Source organism: Streptomyces sp. NPDC001843 (assembly GCF_042891955.1).
Lineage (GTDB): Bacteria > Actinomycetota > Actinomycetes > Streptomycetales > Streptomycetaceae > Streptomyces.
Genome location: NZ_JBIATQ010000003.1, coordinates 182,737 through 201,139, shown reverse-complemented (window position 1 = coordinate 201,139; position 18,403 = coordinate 182,737). Strand labels below are relative to the sequence as shown.

The following is an 18,403-nucleotide window of genomic DNA, read 5'->3' as shown; positions in this document are numbered from 1 at the left end:
CGGCCCCGCACACGGTGGACCGTGTGCAATGCGACTTCGTATCCAGTCTGAATATCCGGGCGAATCTTGTATGAATCCGCGCGGTAATTCAAAGCGCTTTACCGCGCGGCCATTCACCCGATCGCCGCGCATCCAAGTGAAAAGGGCCGCCGTTAGTCGGGGCATGGCGAATGCAAGCGATCCTGGCAAGGCGCCCGGCCTCTACGGGGTGACGGTAGGGCCGTACGTCTACACCCCGGGCATCCTCAGTAAGAACGGTGTGCCTGTCGTACTGCAGGTCACCGATCCACTGTTGCAGAATTTCCTCACCGATGTCCGTCAAGCGGAATCCGATCTCGCCGGTCGATGGGCCTGCGCGCTGTCGTTCTCATGAGTGACGAACGCTACGGCCGTATGTGGCACGGCACCACCGATTACCTGGACGATTTCGACGAGGCGGCGCCGGACCCGAGCTGGGACCCGGCCGAGGAACTCGCCTATCTGCTGCAGAAGGCCGGCCAGGAGGAATACGCGAAGACGGTGCCGCCGCCCCGGGACGAGGTGCCGGTCACCGCTCCCGCGGCCGGCAGCCCGATGAGGCAGCTGCAGGACCTCACCGCCGAGCTGCCGCCGGTGCGTTCGTCCCGCCGGGGTCATCGCAGACCCGCGCCCCGCAGACGACCGGGTGGTCTGCGCATCGCCAGCTGTGTCCTCGCCGCGCTGGGCGCGGTCATCGTGTCGATGGTGAGCGTCTTCAGTGGCGTCGCCACCTACGAGCCGTTGCTCGTCATCACCTCGCACGGCCGGGACGGTGCCGACGCCTGGTGGCCCCTGCTGGTCTACGGCCCCTGGATGGCCGGGTCGCTGTCCATCCTGCGCGCGGCCCTGCACCAGCGTCGCGCCGTCCACTCGTGGTTCGTCGTTCTCCTCTTCTCCTCCGTCGCGGTGCTGCTCTGCGTGGTGCAGGCGCCGCGGACCATCGCGGCCACGGCCACGGCCGCCTTACCAGGGGTCGCGGCGCTGGCCTGTTTCCAGCAGCTGGTCCGGCAGATCACCCTGACGCGACCGCCCCGGCGGACCACCCCGCGGCACCGGTCGAAGACCCCGCAGGAGCGTTACGCGGCCGGGGCCGCGACCGACGGCGGGGAAACGCTCTGACGCCGAGGGGGTGTCTTGTGGATCAGGCCGGCTGTGGGTCACGGGGCCTTCCGGCCGACCCCGGCATGATCCACAAGACGCCCCCTGGGGCGCCCGGTGCGGGCCCGTCGTCTCACAGCCCCTCTCCGGTCGGCCCACCGGGCCGGCCGGGCGCCCCGCGCCGGCCCAGCAGCTCCGCGAGCCCCCGCCGGGTGGCGGCCAGCAGCACCCGGTCCTCCGCCCGCAGCACATGGCGCTCGTCCACGTCGGGCCGCCCCTCCAGCGCGAGCACCCGCCAGGCCCCGGCCCGGAACGCGTCCTGAACGGTCCGCCCCTCCAGCTGCGGATGCCCGCCGACGTCCACCACGGCGAACAGCAGCACCCGCCGCTCCACCGGAATCGCCCCAAGGATCTGGCGGCCGAGCATCGCCCCCGCGAAGGCCGGCGCGGCCAGATGCGTCACACTCCGGCTCCGGGTCTGCGCGTGCGGGTGCGCGGCCCGCAGGGTGCGGTACACGGCGGTCGCGAAGTCGTCGTCGTACAGCCGCAGCACCACCCGCAGATCGGGCCGCACGGACCGCGCGTACAGCACCGCCTCCAGATTGGTGGTGTCCGCGCTGGTCACCGCCATCAGGGCGTGCGCCCGGTGGATCTTGGCGGCCTCCAGCACCCCTTCCTGGGTCACGTCCCCCAGCACCACCGGGACCCGCAGCCGCCGCGCCACGGCCAGCCCGCGCGCCTCGGGGTCGGACTCCACGCACACCACCGGGATGTGCAGCTCCCGCAGCCGCGTCAGCACCCGCGTGCCGATCTTGCCGAGGCCCAGCAGCACCACGTGTCCCCCGAGTCCTCGGGGCGGCTTGCGCAGCGCGGACGCGGTCCGGAAGGTGCCCAGCGCCTCCAGGACCGCGGCCAGCAGCACCGGCAGCATCAGCAGCCCCACCAGCCCGGACAGCAGTTGCAGGATCTGCCGTCCGAGGGACTTTCCGATGGCCGGGTCGTCGATCGCGAACATGTCCAGCAGCGTCAGGTAGAAGGCGCTCAGCGGATGGATCCCGGTCACCACGGACAGGGCGACGGCCAGCGCCACCACGCAGCCGATCATCCCGGCCAGCGACCACCTGAGCCGTCGCGAGAACAGCGACGCGAACGGCGGTACACCCGCGACCCCACGCCCCGTGGCCAGCGGTGCCCCGGCGGAGTACGACACCTGCTCCAGCACCACCGTCCCGCGCCCGGTGGCGGCAGCCACCTCCGCCGGGTCGGGCAGCAGCCGCGGCCCCTGTTCCCCGCTGCCCTCCGATCCGTCCGCCCCGGCCGGGTCACTGCTGGTCGCCGACAGCAGGGCCAGTGTGCACAGCCCCGGGTCGGCGACCTGCCCCGGCGCCGGCGGGGGCCGCTCCACCGCGCGCAGCAGCAGCTCGTCGGTCTGCACGACCTTGCTCGTGCCGGCGACCGCGGTGGCGGCCAGCGCGGGCGCGGCGGTGTCGGCGTCGGACAGCACGACCGTGGACGCGTCGCCCGCGGCCGCGTCGTTCCCGGCCAACGTGGCGGCCTGGTCGAGGAGTTCCTCGATGTGCTGTCCCAACCGGCGGTTGTACAGCCTGAGGACGAGCCGCAGCCGTGGGTTGAGGCGCCGGGCGGTGAGCGCGGCACGGATGTTGGTCTCGTCGTCCTCGTACACGAGGGCCAGGGCGACGGCCTGTTCGACACCCGCCTCGGCGAGCACGGCCTCGCTGGGTTCGACCGTCTCCAACAGCCGTTCGCCGCGTGGTGGTTCGCCGTTTCCGCCACCGCTGCCGTTGCCGCCCGGAGCCCCGGGGCCGCGCCCCACCGTGGCGTTCACCACGCGGTCCAGCAGCGCCGCCGAGGCGGCCCGCGCCCGTCCGACGACCGGTGGTCGCACCGTGCGCTCGTTCGGCGGTACGACGAGCGTCACCTGCTCCCCGTACACCCCGCGCAACTCGGCCGCCAGCCGGTGCGCGAGCCCGTCGTCCCCGCACACCACCATGTGCGCGGGCGCACCACCGTGCCCACCCTGATACGGAACGCTCGCCACAAGGGAGAAGACTGCCCCAAGGGGACGGGTGGTTCCAGCGATCACCTGAACGCCCGGGGCCCGCGTGCCGTACTGATGGGGAGGGAGAACACGCACCGAGATCGCGGGCCGGCGCCCGCACGCGGAGGTACCCACCCGTGGCCGTCACCGAAGAAGCCCCGCCCGGGCGAGTCCCGCACGACGCGCCGCCCGAAGCACGGTCGGACGCGCAGTCGGACGCGCAGTCCGAAGCACGGTCCGACGCGCGGCCCGAAGCCGGCGGACGGCAGGGCCGGGACGGCTGGCACCTCAACTCGCCACTCGCCCTGACCCTGCTGCTGCTCCTGGTGGTCCTCTTCCAGGGCCGGGTCCGCGGCGCGCTGTCCACCCCGGTCATGCAGAGCTGGATGACGGTGTTCGTGGCGGTGGTCGTCCAGGCTCTGCCCTTCCTCGCCCTCGGTGTCCTGCTGTCGGCGGCGATCGCGGTGTTCGTGCCGCCGGCGTTCTTCGCCCGGGCCCTGCCCAGCCGGCCCGCTCTCGCCGTGCCGGTCGCCGGGATGGCGGGCGCGGTGCTGCCGGGCTGCGAGTGCGCGTCCGTCCCGGTGGCCGGGGCGCTGGTCCGGCGCGGGGTCACGCCCGCCGCGGCGATCGCGTTCCTGCTGTCCGCCCCGGCGATCAACCCGATCGTGCTGACCGCCACGGCCGTCGCCTTCCCGCGCGATCCCGAGATGGTGCTGGCCCGTTTCGCCGGGAGCCTGCTGGTGGCCTGCGTGATGGGCTGGCTCTGGCAGCGTGTCGGCCGCACCGACTGGATCCGCCAGCCCGCGCACGCCCCGCACGAGGGGCAGAGCAAGGGGGAGGCGTTCTGGGGGTCGGTCCGGCACGACATGGTGCACGCCGGGGGCTTCCTGGTGCTCGGCGCGATGGCCGCGGCGACGCTGAAGGCGGTGGCCCCGGCGAGCTGGCTGCGCACCGCCGCCGGCAACCCGGCGGTGGCGATCCTGGCCCTGGCGGTCCTCGCCGTACTGCTGTCGATCTGCTCGGAGGCGGACGCGTTCGTGGCGGCTTCGCTCACCCAGTTCTCGCTCACGGCCAAGCTGGCGTTCCTGCTGGTCGGCCCGATGATCGACCTGAAACTGTTCGCGATGCAGGCGGGCACCTTCGGCCGGGGCTTCGCCGTGCGCTTCGCCCCCGCCACCTTCGCCCTCGCCATCGCGGGCGCGGTGCTCACCTCGGCGGTGCTGCTGTGAACCGGCAGGCCCAGGCGGCGGTCCTGTTCCTGACCGGCGCGGCTCTGCTCCACGCGGGCCTCACCGACCTGTACCTGCGCTATGTGAAGGCGGGGCTGCAGCCGCTGCTGCTGACGGCCGGGGCGGTGCTGGTGGTGACGGCGCTGGCGACGGCCTGGTACGAGTGGAAACGCGGCCGCGGCAAGCCCTCCACCGACCCGGAGCCCGACGACCACGGCCCGGAGTCCGACGACCACGGTCACGCCCACACGCACCGCGAGCCCCGTATCTCCTGGCTCCTCGTGCTGCCCCTCCTCGCCCTGATCCTGGTCGCCCCGCCCGCCCTGGGCTCCTACAGCGCCATGCGCACCGGCACGGCCCTGCAGCACCCGTACGGCTACACGACCCTGCCCGCCGGGAACCCCGTACCGATCAGCCTGGTCGACTACGCGGGCCGCGCGGTCTACGACCACGGACGCTCCCTCGGCGGCCGTCAGGTCCGCATCACCGGGTTCGTCGCCCTCGACCGCTCCGGCACCCCCTACCTGGTCCGGATGGCCCTCAACTGCTGTGCCGCCGACGCCCAGCCGGTGAAGATCGGCCTGACGGGGAAGATCCCGCCGGTGCTGCAGCCGGACAGCTGGCTGGAAGTGACGGGCGCGTACACGCCGAAGCAGGTCAGGGACCCGGTCAACAACGGACCGATCCCGTTCGTGAAGGTGACCGCCGCCCGTCCGGTGCCGACGCCGCACGATCCGTACGACGAGAGCTGGAACACCTGACCCCGGCGGCGGCCCGGCTCACGGGCCGCCCGTACCGCCCCGGTCGGCGCCGGCCTCGGCGGCACCCCCGTTCCAGTCGTACGGCCCGCCGCCGCGCCACTCGATCAGGTCGGGATCGTCGACGGCCTGGTCCACGGCGGGCAGCCCGGCACGGTGCACGAGATCCAGCACGTCGAACAGGTCGTACGCCGTCCCCACGCGCTCACCGCGCACCGTCACCTGCCGCCCACCGTCCGCGGCCGGCGGCAGCACCACCACAGGAGGACCCGTACTCATGCCACCACCATGCGCCAGGCCCGCCCAAAGCGCAGCACGTCACAGCTGTCTGGCGGGCCAGTCCAGCAGCCGGGCCCCGATCACGGCGGTCTGCAGCATGTACCGGTGGGCGGGGTCGACCGGGTTGGCGCCGGTCAGGCGGTGGATGCGGTCCAGCCGGTAGGTCAGGGCGCGCACGCTCAGCGAGAGCCGGCGGGCGGCCTCGGCGGCCACACAGCCGCAGTCGAAATAGGCCGTAAGGGTGTCCAGGAGCGGCTGGGCGCCGCCCCGGGCGGCGGTGAGCGGACCCAGGGCGCCGCGCACGAGGTCGGCCAGGGCCTGGCGGTCGCGGGTGAGGACGGGATAGACGAGTAAGTCGGCGGCGCGCAGCACCGGCTCCGCCATCTGCAGCCGTTCGGCCAGCTCAAGGGTGTTGAGGGCCTCCTCGTACGACTGGACGACCCCGCCGGCGCCGGGCTGGGAGCGGCCGATGGCGACCCGGCCGCCCTCCGTGGCCGCGTGCGCCTGCTGGGCGAAGTGGGTGAGGATCTCGTCCTGGTCGCCCGGCGCGACGCACAGCATCCGGCCGCCCTTGGTGGTGAGCAGGATGCTGCGGTCGCCGAACCGGGCGATGAGGGAACGTTCCACCTGCCGGGGGACCGGACCGCTCTCGTCGTACGCGGTCGGGCCCTCGGCCACGGCGACCGCGTGGGTCCGGGACAGGCGCAGGCCGAAGCGTTCGGCGCGTTCCGCGAGGCGGCCGAGGTCGCTGCGGCCGTGGAGCAGGTCGTCGATGAACTCCCGGCGGGCGGCCTCCTCCTGGCGCACGGCGTGCCGCTGGGCGCGTTCGTAGCCCTCGGCGAAGGCGTCGACGGCCTGTTGCACGGCGGCCAGGGTGCTGTCGGCGGAGCCGGGGCCGCCGGGCCAGTCGGCGCGGGTGGCGGCCAGGTGGGCGCGGACCAGGGCGCGCAGCCCGTGGCCGGCCTCGGCGGCCTGTTCGCCCAGGACACGCCGGTCCTCGATCTCGTCCCGGGTCAGGCGCCGGCCGGTGGCGGAGACGTCCGCCAGGAGTTGGGCGTACCCGCGCAGATACTGGTCGGGTATCTCATGCCCCGTCACGTCTTTCCCCCGGTTCTGCAGTGCCGGTGACGCTGTCCTCATGGCCTTCCTTACGGCCCCCCGGCACGCAGACCCTAATGAACACTGCCGGAAACCGGCAATGCGCGGGCGTGCGTGGGGCGTGCACCATGGCCAGAGGGGAGCACTGCGGATGGTCCCGATGCCGGAGCCCGGCAGATCGCCGGCTCCGGCAACGGGGCCTCGGTCCGTGACACCCGTGAACCTGTGCGTCGGCGGGGGCCTGACGCGCGTGAACGGGCCGGAGCTGGTCTGATGGTGTGCGGGGGTGTCCTGTCGGATCCGCATCCGAATCGCATCCTCACCCGGGGAGACCCCCATGAGTACGCATCGAGTGGCGCAGGTGGCCGAAGCAGGTGGCCGGTTCGAGATCGTCGAGCGTGAGGTGCCGGAGCCGGGACCGCGCCAGGTACGGATCGCCGTGGAGGCCTGCGGGATCTGCCACAGCGACGTCCTGTTCGTGAACGCCATGGTGCCGGGGGTCCGGTTCCCGGTGGTCCCCGGGCACGAGATCGTCGGGCGCATCGAGGTGGTGGGCCCGGGGACGGACGACGTCTGGCGGGTGGGCGACCGGGTCGCGGTGGGCTGGTTCGGCGGCAGCTGCGGCCACTGCACCTCGTGCCGGAAGGGCGACTTCGTCACCTGCGAGACCCTGAAGGTCCCCGGCTGGGCGTACGACGGGGGCTACGCGGAGAAGGTGATCGCACCGGCCGACGCCCTGGCCCGTGTCCCCGACGCGCTGGCACCGACCGACGCGGCGCCCCTGGCCTGCGCGGGCGTGACGGTGTTCAACGGGCTGCGGCGCAGCTCGGCGCGTCCCGGCGATCTGGTGGCCGTGCTGGGCATCGGCGGCCTGGGCCACCTCGGGGTGCGGTACGCCGCCGCCATGGGCTTCGAAACCGTGGCCATCGCCCGCGGGGCCGACAAGGCCGACTTCGCCAAGCAGCTCGGCGCCCACCACTACATCGACAGCACGGGGGACACCCCCGTCGCGGACACCCTGCGGTCCCTCGGCGGCGCCGGCGCGGTCCTCGCCACCGCCGCCAACTCCGCCGCCATCACGGCGACCGTGGACGGCCTGCGCGCCCGGGGTGAGCTGGTGGTCATCGGCGCGGACGTCGAACCCCTCGGGATCAGCCCCAACCAGCTCCTCATGACCGGGAAGATCGTCCGCGGCCATCCGTCCGGGACCGCCCAGGACGTCGAGGACACCATGGCCTTCAGCGCCCTGCACGGCATCCGTCCGATGACCGAGATCATGCCCCTGGGTGAGACGGACGCGGCATACCAGCGGATGCTGTCGGGCGCCCCCCGCTTCCGGATGGTGCTCACCACGGGCTGACCCGGCCCCGCCGACGGGCGTCCGCGATCTGCACGAGCCGACGCCGTGAGGGCGGCGCCGAATCGCGCGAGGATGGAAGGAGCACATCCGCACCGACTCGACACGAGAGGAGGAGACGGGATGGCCGATTCAGCGAAGCAGTCCGCTGCCGCTCTGACCACCCTCGAGCCCGCCGAACGCGTGCGGGCCCAGAAGGGGCTGCCGAGAACGGAGCGCACGCGCATGAGCCCCGTGCGTGAGGGCCCCCAGCCTCGGCAGGAGCGGACCGGGACATCGCACACCGACGGCACGGGCACCCAGGCCCGCAGGTTCCGTCCTCCGGTTTCGATGCCCGACATGAAGAACCTGCCCGCCAACGTGAAGAACCTGCCCGCGAGCATGCAGAACCGGGACCTGGTCTTCTACGGAGGCCTGGGAGCGCTGACCGTGGCAGGCGCTCTCGAGTGGCCGGTCGCCCTGGCCATCGGTGGAGCCACCTGGCTGCTGCGCGGCAGGCGGAAGGAGTAACGCCGAAGCGGTACGGAGCCGCGCGGAGCGACACCGGTCCGACTTCCCTCAGACCCGCCCGCGCGACTCCGCGGCGCGCCGCGCCAGCGAGTCGAAGACCACCGCGGTCAGCAGCACCCCGGCAGTGACCATGAACTGGACCGGGGGCTCGACGTCCAGCAGCGCCATGCCCGAGCCGATCGACTGGATGATCAGCACCCCGAGCAGTGCGGACCAGGTCGAACCGCGTCCGCCGAACAGGCTGGTGCCGCCGATGACGGCGGCGGCGATGGCGTTGATCAGCAGCATGCCGGAGCCCGGGACCTGGCTCGCCGAGGTGAGCCGCGACGCGACGAACAGGCCGCCGACCGCCGCCAGGGCACCCGACACCACGAACACCGCGATCCGCACGCGCGCCACGTCGACGCCGGCCCGCCGGGCCGCCTCCACACCGCCGCCCAGCGCGAGGACCTGCCGGCCGTAGGGCGTGCGGCGCAGGAAGAGGTCGGAGGCGACGACGACCGCGAGGAAGATCAGCAGAGCCAGCGGCAGGCCCTCGAACCGGTCCAGCACATGGACGGTGGCGAACGCGACCAGCCCGAGGAGGGCCGTGCGCACCCAGATCTCGGCCACCGGCCGGTACGGCATCCCGGCGGCGCTGCGGCGCTTGTGGTCGCGGTAGGTGACGAGGAGGTAGGCGGCGGTGCCCGCGGCCGCCAGGCCGTAGGTGGCGACGACGGTGTCGAAGTAGCGGCTGGTCAGGTGGGCGACCAGCCCGTCGTCGCTGAAGTTGATGGTGGTGTCCGGCCCGAGCAGGTAGAGCATCAGGCCGTTCCAGCCCAGCAGGCCCGCGAGGGTGACGACGAACGCGGGCACCCCGATCCTGGCGAAGAGGAACCCCTGGGCGGACCCGGCGGCCGCACCGCAGGCCACCGCGATGATCACGGCGAGCCATTCAGGCATGCCGAGGTTCACGTCCAGCGCGGCGAACACGGCGCCCGCGAGGCCCGCGAGCGAGCCCCCCGACAGGTCGATCTCGCCGATCAGGAGCACGAACACGATGCCGACGGCGATCATCCCGGTCCCGACGATGTCCACGCTGATGACGGACAGGTTGCGCGGCGAGAGGAAGTTGTCGTTGAGGGCCTCGAAGACCGTCCAGATCACGGCGAGGGCCAGCAGGACCGGGGCGGCGCCGAGGTCGCGTTCGTGCACCCTTTCGCGCACTCTTCGGCGTACCGCGCCGCCGTACACCCTCAGGCGTCCGGCGTACCGCCCGCGCCCGTCGTGGCCCCGGTCGGCGTCGGACTCGGCGTCGGGGGCACCGGCCCGGGTCCCTCTCCCTCTCACGGCCACGTCTCCTCCGGGAGGGTCCGGCGGTGGGCGACGGCGTTGTCCGCCGCGCCGGTGATGGAGGAGATGATCTGTTCCTGGGATGTGGTGTTCACGTCGAAGACACCGTTGTTGCGGCCGAGACGCAGCACGGCGACCCGGTCGGCGACGGCCTTGATGTCTCCCATGTTGTGGCTGATGAGGAGGATGCCGAGGCCCCGGTCGCGCAGTTCCTCGATGAGGTCGAGGAGCTGGGTGCTCTGCTCGATGCCCAGGGAGGCGGTGGGCTCGTCGAGCAGGAGCAGTCTGGGTTCGCCGAGGAGGGAGCGGGTGATCGCGACGGCCTGCCGCTGGCCGCCGGACAGCGAGGCGAGCGGCGCGCGGACGTCGGGGATGCGGATGGACAGGGTGTGCAGCAGCTCGCGGGTGTGGCGCTCCATCTCCACCTCGTCGAGGATGCCGCGCCGGTGGATCTCCCGGCCGAGGAAGAGGTTGCCGACGACGTCGAGGTTGTCGCACATCGCGAGGTCCTGGTAGACGGTCGCGATCCCGAGGACCTGGGCGTCCTGGGGGCGCTTGATCTGGATGGCGGCGCCCTGCCACTCGATGACGCCCTTGTCGGCGGGGCCGACCCCCGAGATCACCTTGACCAGCGTGGACTTGCCGGCGGCGTTGTCGCCCACGAGAGCGACCACCTCACCGGCCCTGATCTCCAGCTCGACGTCCACCAGCGCGTGGACGGCGGCGAACCGCTTGGACACGCCGCGCAGCGCCAGCAGGGGCTGAACCGGCACGAGGCCACCTCCTTCCGCCTTCGGGAAGAGCTCACCGGACGAGTCCCGCCTTGGCGCAGGCGGACCGGAACTCCGGGGTGCATATCTGTGCAACCGTGTATATACCGTCCTTTATCAGGGTGTCCTTGACGTTGCGGACGGTCACCGGGACCGCCGGGAGGAGGACCGAGGGGATGTCCTTGGTGGTGGGGCTGTCGACGGTGCCGGTGGCGACGGACCCGGCAGTCCTGCCGCGTCCCAGGGCGACGGCCATCTCGACGGCGGCGTCGGCGGCGGCCTTGAAGGGCTTGTAGACGGTCATGGTCTGGTCGCCCTTGACGACGCGCTGCACACCCGCGAGGTCGGCGTCCTGGCCGGTGACCGGGGGCAGCGGTGTGACGTCGGTGGCGTTGAAAGCGGAGATCACGGCGCCGGCGAGGCTGTCGTTGGCGGCCAGGACGCCGTTGATGTGGGCCCCGCCCAGGGCGGCGATGGCGCCGGTCATGTTGACGTAGGCGTTCTCCGGCCGCCAGCCGACGGTGTCGTACGACTTGCCGATCTTCACCTTGCCCTTGAGGACGGAGAGCGCCCCCCGCTCGAACCAGCCGGCGTTGGGGTCGGTCGTGGCGCCGTTCATCATGACGATCTGGCCGCCGTCGGCCTTCCTGCCCATGGCCTTCAGGAGCCCCTCGCCCTGCAGCCTGCCGACCTGCGCGCCGTCGAAGCTGACGTACCCGTCGATCGGGCCCTGTGCGAGCCGGTCGTAGGCGACGACCGGAATGCCGGCCCGGTGCGCGTCCTCGACCGACGGAAGCAGCAGCTCCGGGTCGACGGCCGCGACGATCAGTACGTCCACCCGCCTGGTGATCATGGACTCCAGCTGCTGCCGCTGGACCGCCGGGTCGGGTGTGGCGGCGACGGTCACCGAGCAGTGCGGGCACATCTGCCTCAGCTTCTCCTCGATCAGCGGCCGGTCGAACCGCCCGAACCGGGAGGCCCCGCCGCCCGGCATCAGGACACCGACGCTGAGACCGTCCCCACCGCCCCCGCTCCCGCCGCAGGCCCCGGCCAGGACCAGGCCGGCGGCGACCGCGATCGCCATGGCCGCACGACCGGGGGACCTGCGCTTCACGGCCTGAAGGCCGGCACTGAGACCCATCTTGGATTCCCCAGCGAAATGTCTGATAGCACCCTGAATGGGCGTTTACGCCAAGCGTAACCAAGGCGGCGTGGACGGCCCGTTCGGGGCCGTGGCGCGGTGGAGATCGGGTTCGTCCGCCGAACCCGGCCGCCGGGCTGCTCCGCATGAGGTCGCCGACGCCTCCGGACGGTCTGGGCGGCGGTGCCGACAGGGTGAACGCCCGCCGTCGCTCACCCGTACCCCCTGTCGTACCGCAACCGCCTGGATACGGAGCCGCAACGTGCCCGCACAGCAACGGCGTACACGCCCCGGCCACGCCTACTCCGCCGCCCGTATGGCGCGCGGTGCCGCCGTGGCCGGCAGTCTGGCCCTCCTCCCGCTGACCGCGGCCTGCGGCGGAGGTGAGGACGACGCGGCCCCCGGGGACAGGAAGTCGAAGACCCCGGCGATATCCGCCCAGCAGGCCGAGGTGGTGGCCCCCGCCAAGGTCGAGGTCATCGCCGGGCTGACGGGCTGCAAGGCCAGGATCCGTGTCGACGCGGAGGAACTCCGCGAAGGCGTCTGCCACACCAAGGACGGCGACTACCTCATCACCACGTTCCCCGAGCAGCGGTACCAGAAGACCTGGCTCGACTCGATCGGCATGTACCAGGGCACCTACCTGGTCGGCTCCCGCTGGGTGGTGAGCGCACAGCCCAAGATGCTGAAGCGGTTCCGCACCAGCCTCGGCGGCACCATCACGCACCTCACAGGCACCGGCCCCACCCCCGTGCCGAACGCGTCCTGAGCCAGGCCCGGACGCGGGCGTGCTCCCTCTTCCGGCCCGACAGGATCCACGCCGGCCGGCACCTCCTGGTCGCCTGCCCCCTGGCCCGCACCGACCCCGGCCACGGCGCGTACGTCATCCGGGCCGGCAAGTTCGCCGACACCGCGCCCGACTGCGTCCCCGCTCTGCCGAAAGGGCTCCACCGACTGATGCGGGGACGGCCGGAGCCGGGCAGTGGTTTCAGGGCGCTGAAGCTCGATCGGGGCGGCTGAAACCGCGGTGAAGCCGCCCTGAACCGCCTCGGCCGCAAGCTCTACGGCATGACGACGACGGACCACGAACTCGCGATCGCAGCCACGGGGTTGCGCAAGTCCTACGGAGACAAGACCGTCCTCGACGGCATCGACGTCCAGGTGCCGGCGGGCACGATCTTCTCGCTGCTCGGGCCGAACGGCGCGGGCAAGACCACGATGGTCAACATCCTGTCCACCCTGATCTCCGCCGACGGCGGACAGGCGCGGATCGCCGGGCACGACCTCGCCGGCCAGGCCCAGGCGGTACGCGCCGCCATCGGGGTGACCGGGCAGTTCTCCGCCGTGGACGGGCTGATCACCGGCGAGGAGAACATGCTCCTCATGGCGGACCTGAACCACCTCTCCAAGCAGGAGGGACGGCGGGTCACCGCCGAACTGCTGGAGCGTTTCGACCTGGTCGAGGCCGCGAAGAAGCCCGCCTCCACCTACTCGGGCGGCATGAAGCGCCGTCTCGACATCGCCATGACCCTGGTCGGCAGTCCGCGGATCATCTTCCTCGACGAGCCGACCACCGGCCTCGACCCGCGCTCCCGCCACACCATGTGGCAGATCATCCGCGAACTGGTCTCCGGCGGTACGACCGTCTTCCTCACCACCCAGTACCTGGAGGAGGCCGACGAGCTCGCCGACCGCATCGCCGTGCTCAACGGAGGCAGGCTCGTCGCCGAGGGCAGTGCCGAGGAGCTCAAGCGGCTCGTGCCCGGCGGCCACGTGAGGCTGCGGTTCTCCGACCCGGCGGCGTACGAGCGGGCGGCCACCGCACTGCGCGAGGCCACGCGGGACGACGAAGCGCTCGCCCTGCAGATCCCCAGCGGCGGCAGCCAGCGCGAGCTGCGCGCCATCCTCGACTGGCTGGACGCCGCCGGCATCGAGGCCGACGAGTTGTCCGTGCACACCCCGGACCTGGACGACGTGTTCTTCGCCCTGACCGGCAACCCCGACCCCGCCAACTCCGCCCCCGCCGCGTCCGCCGACAAGGAGACCGTCCGATGAGCGCCGCCACCCACGCCCTCCGCGACAACCTCACCATGCTGCGGCGCAACCTCCTGCACGCCCGCCGCTACCCCTCCCTCACCCTGAACCTCCTGCTCACCCCGGTCATCCTGCTGCTGCTCTTCGTCTACGTGTTCGGCGACGTGATGAGCGCCGGCATCACCGGCGGTCACGCGGACCGGGCCGAGTACGTCGCCTACCTCGTCCCCGGCATCCTTCTCCTGACCGTGGCCATGACCTCGCTCGGCACCGCGGTGTCCGTGGCCACCGACATGACCGAGGGCATCATGGCCCGGTTCCGCACCATGGCGATCTCCCGGGCCTCCGTGCTGATCGGCCATGTGATCGGCAGTGTGATCCAGACGATGATGGCACTGGCGCTGGTCCTGGGCATCGGAGTGGCCATCGGCTTCCGGCCCGACGCGACGCCGGTGGAGTGGATCGCGGCGGCCGGGCTGATGGCCCTGGTCAGCCTCGCGCTGACCTGGCTCGCGGTCGGTATCGGCCTGATCAGCCCCAACGCCGAAGGGGCCAGCAACATCGGGACGCCGCTGGTCATGCTGCCGTTCCTGTCCAGCGCCTTCGTGCCGGTGGACGCCATGCCGAGCTGGTTCCGCTGGTTCGCCGAGTACCAGCCCTTCTCGCCCGCCATCGAGACCCTGCGCGGACTGCTGCTGGGCGACGCGATCGGCACGAAGAACGCGCTGCTCGCGGTCGGCTGGTGCGTGGGCCTGACCGTGCTGGGCTACCTCTGGTCCAAGGCGCGGTTCAACCGAGAGCCGCGGAGCTGAGTTCGTGCAGCGCCGCGGCCCGCAACTCCTCCCGCCCCAGGGCGGCGTACCTCGACCTCGCGTCGGCGTACGCCGCCCTGTCGGCGTTCTCGGCCGCCTGCCGGGACCGGGCCGAGGACAGGGTGGGGAAGTCCCGCATGGCCGGCATCCGCTCCGCCAGCGCCAGCAGCCGTACGGCCGCCGTCTCGCCGCGGTCCAGCCCGGCGAAGCCGAGCGCCAGCAGGACCGTGCCGTACACCTGCAGTTCCACCGGCGACCTGTCGTCGACGGGACCGGACAGCATGTCGAGGAGTCGTTCCCGCAGTTGCCCGGGCAGGTGGGCCACCGGTTCCAGCCGGCCGTGCTGCGCGTGCGCCGCCAGCGCGGCCGCCCGCATCTGCAGCAGCCACAGTTCCAGGAACGGATCGCCGACCTGCAGCAGGCTGCCCTCCCGTATCCGCTCCACCGCCTGGCGCCACAGGCCGAGCCCGATCTCGGTCAGCCCCCGGGCCAGCGCGATCTCCGCCCGGGCCGGCAGGGCCTGTGCGTAGATCTCGGCGGACTCCGGCTGCTGCTCCAGGGCCGCGAGGCCCAGCCAGTACTCGGCCTCGTCGACCTCCCCGCGCTGGAGACAGGCGACCGCCAGCCCGCCACGGACACCGATCGCGTCCGACCAGTCGCCGAACTCGCCGAGCGCTTCCGCCGCCCGCAGATGCTCGTACGCCTCCGCGCCGCGCTCGGTCTGGAGGCACAACTCGCTGATCCGCCCATGGCTGAGCAGCAGCACGGGCGGATTGCCGAGCGGCGCCAGCGCGGCGAGCATCCGTCGGGCGCACTCGAGCGCGCGTTCCGCGTCGTGCTCGGACTCCCACACGTAACTGGCGACGCCCGCCGCGATGCCCGCCAGCATGGGCTCCTCGGCGTCGCAGAGTTCCTGCAGCCGTGCGTACCGCGGCGGGTGCATGTCCGGGACGGCACCCAGCACGACGGCCAGCGCCCGCAGCACGGTGTCCGGCGGGGCGGGCGGCAGACGGCGCAGTGTGACGAGCTGGCGCACGGCGCGCGGGCCGTGGCCCATGAACAGACCGGCCGTGCACACCACCGCCGCGCTCCGCGCCGCCTCGACGTCCTCCGGCCCGGGGTGGAAGTGGGACAGCGGCCCGCCGGTCTCGGCGGCGAGGGCGGCGAGCCGGATGTAGTTGGTGCCGGCGGACCACAAGGAGGCCAGCGCGGCGGTGAGGGCGGCGGTGGTCGGTCCGTCGGCGCGGGCCAGGGCGTGCCGCAGCGCCAGAACGAGGTTGTCCTGCTCGGTACGGATACGGGCGAAGGAGGCCGCCGCGCCCTCGCCGAACAGCACGTCGTGATGGGCGCGGCCGAAGTCCCGCGCCCACGCGAGGAACCGGTCGGTGACCATCTCCTCCTCGCCGGCCTCGGCACGCTGGGCGGCACCGAACTCCCGCAGTGTCTCCAGCATGTGGAAACGCACCCCGGACGGACTGTCGCCCACCTTGACCAGGGACTGGTCGGCCAGCTGCTCCAGCAGGGGCAGCGCGTCCCCAGGGGACTCGACCCCGCCGAGGACGTATTCCGCCGCCTCCTCCGTGAAACCTCCGGGGAACACCGACAGCGCACGCAGCGCCGCCCGGCCGTCGGGCTCCAGCAGGTTCCAGCTCCACTCGACCACGGCCCGCAGCGTGCGGTGCCGCTCGGGCGCGTCGCGGGCGCCGCCGCGCAGCAGCGCGAAACGGTCCCGGAGCCGGCGCGAGATGTCGGCGACGGACAGCACCCGCACCCGGGCCGCGGCCAGCTCCACGGCGAGCGGCAGCCCGTCCAGGTGACGGCAGATCTCCGCCACCGTGCCGGCGGGGAGTTCCACACCGGGCCGGGCCGCCCGCGCCCGCTGCTCGAACAGCTCGACGGAGGTCGCCAGGGACAGTTCCGGCAGGGCGTACACGGACTCCGAGGTCAGCCCGAGCGGAGCCCGGCTGGTGGCCAGCACCCGCAGCCCCTTCGACCGGGACACCAGTGCCTGTACGAGACGTGCCGCACCGGCGACGACCTGCTCGCAGTTGTCCAGCACCAGCAGCGCGGGACCGGTGCCCAGCGCGGCGACGATCCCGCTCACCGGGTCCCCGCCGCCGGGAAACTGCCGGCCGTCCCCCGTGCCGACCGCCGAGGCCACCTCACCGGCCACGTCGTCGTCGGCGGTGACACCGGCCAGGGGCACGAAGTGCACCACGGGCTGCTCGGCGGCCCGGCTCACCGCGTGGCAGAGACGGGTCTTGCCCAGTCCGCCGGGCCCCATGACCGTGACCACCCGGGCCTCACGCAGCAGCCCGGCCACGGCGGCGACGTCCGCGTCCCGACCCAGCAGGGGGTTCGGCTCGTGCGGCACGCCCTGACGGACCCGGGGCGCGTCCGCGTTCAGCAACTCCTGGTACAGCGACCTCAGTTCGGGCCCCGGATCGGTGCCGAGCGCGTCACGCAGCCCGCGGCGGTAGGCGTCGTACCGGGTCAGCGCGGCGGCCCGGCCCGCCGTGGCGGCCTCGCAGCGCAGCAGCTCCGCCAGCACCTCCTCGTCCCGCGGCAGCTCCCGGACCAGCTCGGCCAGCGGCCCGGCCGCCTCCTCCCGCCGGCCCAGCCGGGCCAGGGCGAGCGCCCGGCACCGCACCAGTGCACGGTGGGTACGCGCCCGGTCGGCACGGAGGGACACCACCGGATCGCGCAGGTCCTCACCCGCCCCCGCGCCCACACTCCCGTCCCACAGAGCCAGGCCCGACTCGGCCCGCTCCAAGGCGCCTTCGTGATCCCCCGCCCTCGCGCGTTCGGCACTCGCCGCCTCGTGCAGCAGCAGCGCGGAACTGTCGACCTGTGTCTCGTCCAGCGCCAGCCGGTACCCCGTCGACGTGCTCACCACCAGCTCGGCACCCACCTGCGCCCTGAGCCGCGACACCAGGATCTGCACCGCCTTGCCGGGCCGCTCGGGCAGCTCGTCCGCCCACAGCCCCTCCACCAGCCGGCCGGTACTGCACCCGGTGCGCAGATCCGCCGCGAGCAACGCCAGCAGCCCGCGCAGCCGGGGCGCGGTGATCTCCTTCCCACGGCAGGCGACACGGGACAGCAGCGCCAACTCGGTAGTCACACCCGAAGATTAGGGCCTGTCCGGCGGATCACGCCCGCAGCGGCCCAGCGGGACCGGGCCGGGAACGCAGCGGGGCCGGGTACCGGGATGCTGACCGCGACACACACGTCCGCAGAAGGAGGAAGCAGTGGAGCACCCGGAGGACAGCCCGGCCGACGAGGCGGTCCTGCACCGCATCAATCAGGAACTCTCCTGCGTCGGCCGCTCGGGGCCCGGAGGAACGCAGGCACCACCGGAGGGCGGCGAGTTCCTGATCACGACGAACAGCGAGAGCGGCATGCACCATGTCGTCGCGGTGCAGGCCCGCCGGCCCGGTGGTTCGGAGCCGTCGGAGGCCACCCCGGACGAAGAGGTGGAACTCCGCTCGGTGGTCCGGGCCCTGCTGGACATGGCCGGACACACCTCGGGGCCGGTCCGCACCTCGGTGGTCATGCTCGCCGAGGGACCGCGGGTCGTGGCGTGCGCCGGGCTCTTGGCCGTCGAACCGCAGCCGGGCGGGTGAGCCGTTCCCTCGGGAGCTCCGGTCCCGGTATCGCCGGGGGAACGGTCCAGGAACGGCCGCGAGCAGCATCGGTGATGTCGAGAGCGGGACACCACAAAGGGGGAGCAAGACGATGCGTAGCAAGCTGGCCGGTCTGTTCGGGATGGTCGCGGTGGCGCTGGTTGTCGGACTGGGTGCGGCGGCACAGCAGAACGCGGTGGCCGACCGGCCCGCCGGGCACCAGGTGGTCGCCGAGAACCAGGGCCCGACCGTCATCGGCGCGACGGTCGCCGGCTGACCACCGCC

18 protein-coding genes are annotated in these 18,403 nt (G+C 72.8%); 11 read left to right on the top strand and 7 right to left on the bottom strand.

Annotated features, from left to right (window positions below):
- Positions 1-28: 28 nt before the first annotated feature.
- Both ACFYZQ_RS09345 and ACFYZQ_RS09340 read left to right on the top strand, forming a co-directional pair.
- A complete protein-coding gene (locus ACFYZQ_RS09345) occupies positions 29-373 on the top strand; it encodes a hypothetical protein (protein ID WP_389143703.1) in 345 nt (114 codons plus the stop codon).
- Positions 370-1,137, top strand: coding sequence for a hypothetical protein (locus ACFYZQ_RS09340; protein WP_389143700.1), 768 nt, complete (start codon positions 370-372; stop codon positions 1,135-1,137). The genes ACFYZQ_RS09345 and ACFYZQ_RS09340 overlap by 4 nt, the downstream gene beginning before the upstream one ends.
- 112 nt (positions 1,138-1,249) lie before the next feature.
- Here ACFYZQ_RS09340 and ACFYZQ_RS09335 read toward each other — a convergent pair whose 3' ends face one another.
- The gene (locus tag ACFYZQ_RS09335; protein WP_389143698.1) at positions 1,250-3,127 is read right to left on the bottom strand and encodes an NAD-binding protein; all 1,878 of its coding nucleotides are present in this window, start codon (positions 3,125-3,127) and stop codon (positions 1,250-1,252) included.
- 185 nt (positions 3,128-3,312) lie between these two features.
- On the opposite strand from ACFYZQ_RS09335, the gene ACFYZQ_RS09330 reads away from it, so the two are divergent.
- Complete coding sequence (locus ACFYZQ_RS09330; RefSeq protein WP_389143695.1) at positions 3,313-4,404, top strand: permease; 1,092 nt, start codon at positions 3,313-3,315, stop codon at positions 4,402-4,404.
- Positions 4,401-5,165, top strand: coding sequence for a TIGR03943 family putative permease subunit (locus tag ACFYZQ_RS09325; protein ID WP_389143693.1), 765 nt, complete (start codon positions 4,401-4,403; stop codon positions 5,163-5,165). The genes ACFYZQ_RS09330 and ACFYZQ_RS09325 overlap by 4 nt, the downstream gene beginning before the upstream one ends.
- A gap of 18 nt (positions 5,166-5,183) precedes the next feature.
- Here the strand turns inward: ACFYZQ_RS09325 and ACFYZQ_RS09320 are convergent, their stop codons facing one another.
- Together ACFYZQ_RS09320 and ACFYZQ_RS09315 are read right to left on the bottom strand one after the other, a co-directional pair.
- The gene (locus ACFYZQ_RS09320) at positions 5,184-5,441 is read right to left on the bottom strand and encodes a hypothetical protein (protein ID WP_389143690.1); all 258 of its coding nucleotides are present in this window, start codon (positions 5,439-5,441) and stop codon (positions 5,184-5,186) included.
- Between the two features lie 39 nt (positions 5,442-5,480).
- On the bottom strand, positions 5,481-6,539 hold the full coding sequence (locus tag ACFYZQ_RS09315; RefSeq protein WP_389144712.1) for a PucR family transcriptional regulator: 1,059 nt from the start codon (positions 6,537-6,539) through the stop codon (positions 5,481-5,483).
- 337 nt (positions 6,540-6,876) lie between these two features.
- Here ACFYZQ_RS09315 and ACFYZQ_RS09310 point away from each other — a divergent pair, with 337 nt between their 5' ends.
- Both ACFYZQ_RS09310 and ACFYZQ_RS09305 read left to right on the top strand, forming a co-directional pair.
- Positions 6,877-7,899, top strand: a complete 1,023-nt coding sequence (locus ACFYZQ_RS09310; RefSeq protein WP_389143687.1) for an alcohol dehydrogenase — start codon at positions 6,877-6,879, stop codon at positions 7,897-7,899.
- A gap of 120 nt (positions 7,900-8,019) precedes the next feature.
- Positions 8,020-8,406 (top strand): hypothetical protein, encoded by a 387-nt coding sequence (locus ACFYZQ_RS09305; protein WP_389143685.1) that lies wholly within the window; start codon positions 8,020-8,022, stop codon positions 8,404-8,406.
- Between the two features lie 48 nt (positions 8,407-8,454).
- On the opposite strand, the gene ACFYZQ_RS09300 is transcribed toward ACFYZQ_RS09305, so the two are convergent.
- Genes ACFYZQ_RS09300 through ACFYZQ_RS09290 form a run of 3 tightly spaced genes read right to left on the bottom strand, consistent with a single transcriptional unit; the run spans position 8,455 to position 11,649 of the window.
- Entirely contained in the window at positions 8,455-9,741 is a 1,287-nt protein-coding gene (locus ACFYZQ_RS09300) for a sugar ABC transporter permease (RefSeq protein WP_389143682.1), read from the bottom strand.
- Positions 9,732-10,511 (bottom strand): ATP-binding cassette domain-containing protein, encoded by a 780-nt coding sequence (locus ACFYZQ_RS09295; RefSeq protein WP_389143679.1) that lies wholly within the window; start codon positions 10,509-10,511, stop codon positions 9,732-9,734. Before ACFYZQ_RS09295 ends, ACFYZQ_RS09300 begins: the two co-directional genes overlap by 10 nt.
- Positions 10,512-10,542: 31 nt before the next feature.
- Positions 10,543-11,649, bottom strand: coding sequence for a sugar ABC transporter substrate-binding protein (locus ACFYZQ_RS09290; protein WP_389143676.1), 1,107 nt, complete (start codon positions 11,647-11,649; stop codon positions 10,543-10,545).
- Positions 11,650-11,911: 262 nt separating this feature from the next.
- Here ACFYZQ_RS09290 and ACFYZQ_RS09285 point away from each other — a divergent pair, with 262 nt between their 5' ends.
- The 3 genes from ACFYZQ_RS09285 to ACFYZQ_RS09275 all read left to right on the top strand — a co-directional run bounded on the left by ACFYZQ_RS09285 (position 11,912) and on the right by ACFYZQ_RS09275 (position 14,495).
- Entirely contained in the window at positions 11,912-12,418 is a 507-nt protein-coding gene (locus ACFYZQ_RS09285) for a hypothetical protein (RefSeq protein WP_389143674.1), read from the top strand.
- Positions 12,419-12,717: 299 nt separating this feature from the next.
- Positions 12,718-13,704, top strand: a complete 987-nt coding sequence (locus ACFYZQ_RS09280) for an ATP-binding cassette domain-containing protein (RefSeq protein ID WP_389143671.1) — start codon at positions 12,718-12,720, stop codon at positions 13,702-13,704.
- A complete protein-coding gene (locus ACFYZQ_RS09275; RefSeq protein WP_389143668.1) occupies positions 13,701-14,495 on the top strand; it encodes an ABC transporter permease in 795 nt (264 codons plus the stop codon). The genes ACFYZQ_RS09280 and ACFYZQ_RS09275 overlap by 4 nt, the downstream gene beginning before the upstream one ends.
- Here the strand turns inward: ACFYZQ_RS09275 and ACFYZQ_RS09270 are convergent.
- Complete coding sequence (locus tag ACFYZQ_RS09270; RefSeq protein WP_389143665.1) at positions 14,473-17,616, bottom strand: ATP-binding protein; 3,144 nt, start codon at positions 17,614-17,616, stop codon at positions 14,473-14,475. The two genes, ACFYZQ_RS09275 and ACFYZQ_RS09270, sit on opposite strands and share 23 nt — an antisense overlap.
- Before the next feature lie 127 nt (positions 17,617-17,743).
- Here ACFYZQ_RS09270 and ACFYZQ_RS09265 point away from each other — a divergent pair, with 127 nt between their 5' ends.
- Both ACFYZQ_RS09265 and ACFYZQ_RS09260 read left to right on the top strand, forming a co-directional pair.
- Complete coding sequence (locus ACFYZQ_RS09265; RefSeq protein ID WP_389143662.1) at positions 17,744-18,118, top strand: hypothetical protein; 375 nt, start codon at positions 17,744-17,746, stop codon at positions 18,116-18,118.
- Between the two features lie 112 nt (positions 18,119-18,230).
- Positions 18,231-18,395 carry a hypothetical protein gene (locus tag ACFYZQ_RS09260; protein WP_389143660.1) on the top strand — a complete coding sequence of 55 codons (165 nt, stop codon included), beginning with the start codon at positions 18,231-18,233 and terminating at the stop codon, positions 18,393-18,395.
- Positions 18,396-18,403: the final 8 nt, after the last annotated feature.

What these genes read in the sequence shown, in the direction of transcription:
- ACFYZQ_RS09345 (WP_389143703.1), top strand. Translation starts at nt 29, where the DNA reads ATGCGACTTCGTATCCAGTCTGAATATCCGGGCGAATCTTGTATGAAT.
- ACFYZQ_RS09340 (WP_389143700.1), top strand. Translation starts at nt 370, where the DNA reads ATGAGTGACGAACGCTACGGCCGTATGTGGCACGGCACCACCGATTAC.
- ACFYZQ_RS09335 (WP_389143698.1), bottom strand. Translation starts at nt 3,127, where the DNA reads ATGGTGGTGTGCGGGGACGACGGGCTCGCGCACCGGCTGGCGGCCGAG.
- ACFYZQ_RS09320 (WP_389143690.1), bottom strand. Translation starts at nt 5,441, where the DNA reads ATGAGTACGGGTCCTCCTGTGGTGGTGCTGCCGCCGGCCGCGGACGGT.
- ACFYZQ_RS09310 (WP_389143687.1), top strand. Translation starts at nt 6,877, where the DNA reads ATGAGTACGCATCGAGTGGCGCAGGTGGCCGAAGCAGGTGGCCGGTTC.
- ACFYZQ_RS09305 (WP_389143685.1), top strand. Translation starts at nt 8,020, where the DNA reads ATGGCCGATTCAGCGAAGCAGTCCGCTGCCGCTCTGACCACCCTCGAG.
- ACFYZQ_RS09290 (WP_389143676.1), bottom strand. Translation starts at nt 11,649, where the DNA reads ATGGGTCTCAGTGCCGGCCTTCAGGCCGTGAAGCGCAGGTCCCCCGGT.
- ACFYZQ_RS09280 (WP_389143671.1), top strand. Translation starts at nt 12,718, where the DNA reads ATGACGACGACGGACCACGAACTCGCGATCGCAGCCACGGGGTTGCGC.
- ACFYZQ_RS09275 (WP_389143668.1), top strand. Translation starts at nt 13,701, where the DNA reads ATGAGCGCCGCCACCCACGCCCTCCGCGACAACCTCACCATGCTGCGG.
- ACFYZQ_RS09260 (WP_389143660.1), top strand. Translation starts at nt 18,231, where the DNA reads ATGCGTAGCAAGCTGGCCGGTCTGTTCGGGATGGTCGCGGTGGCGCTG.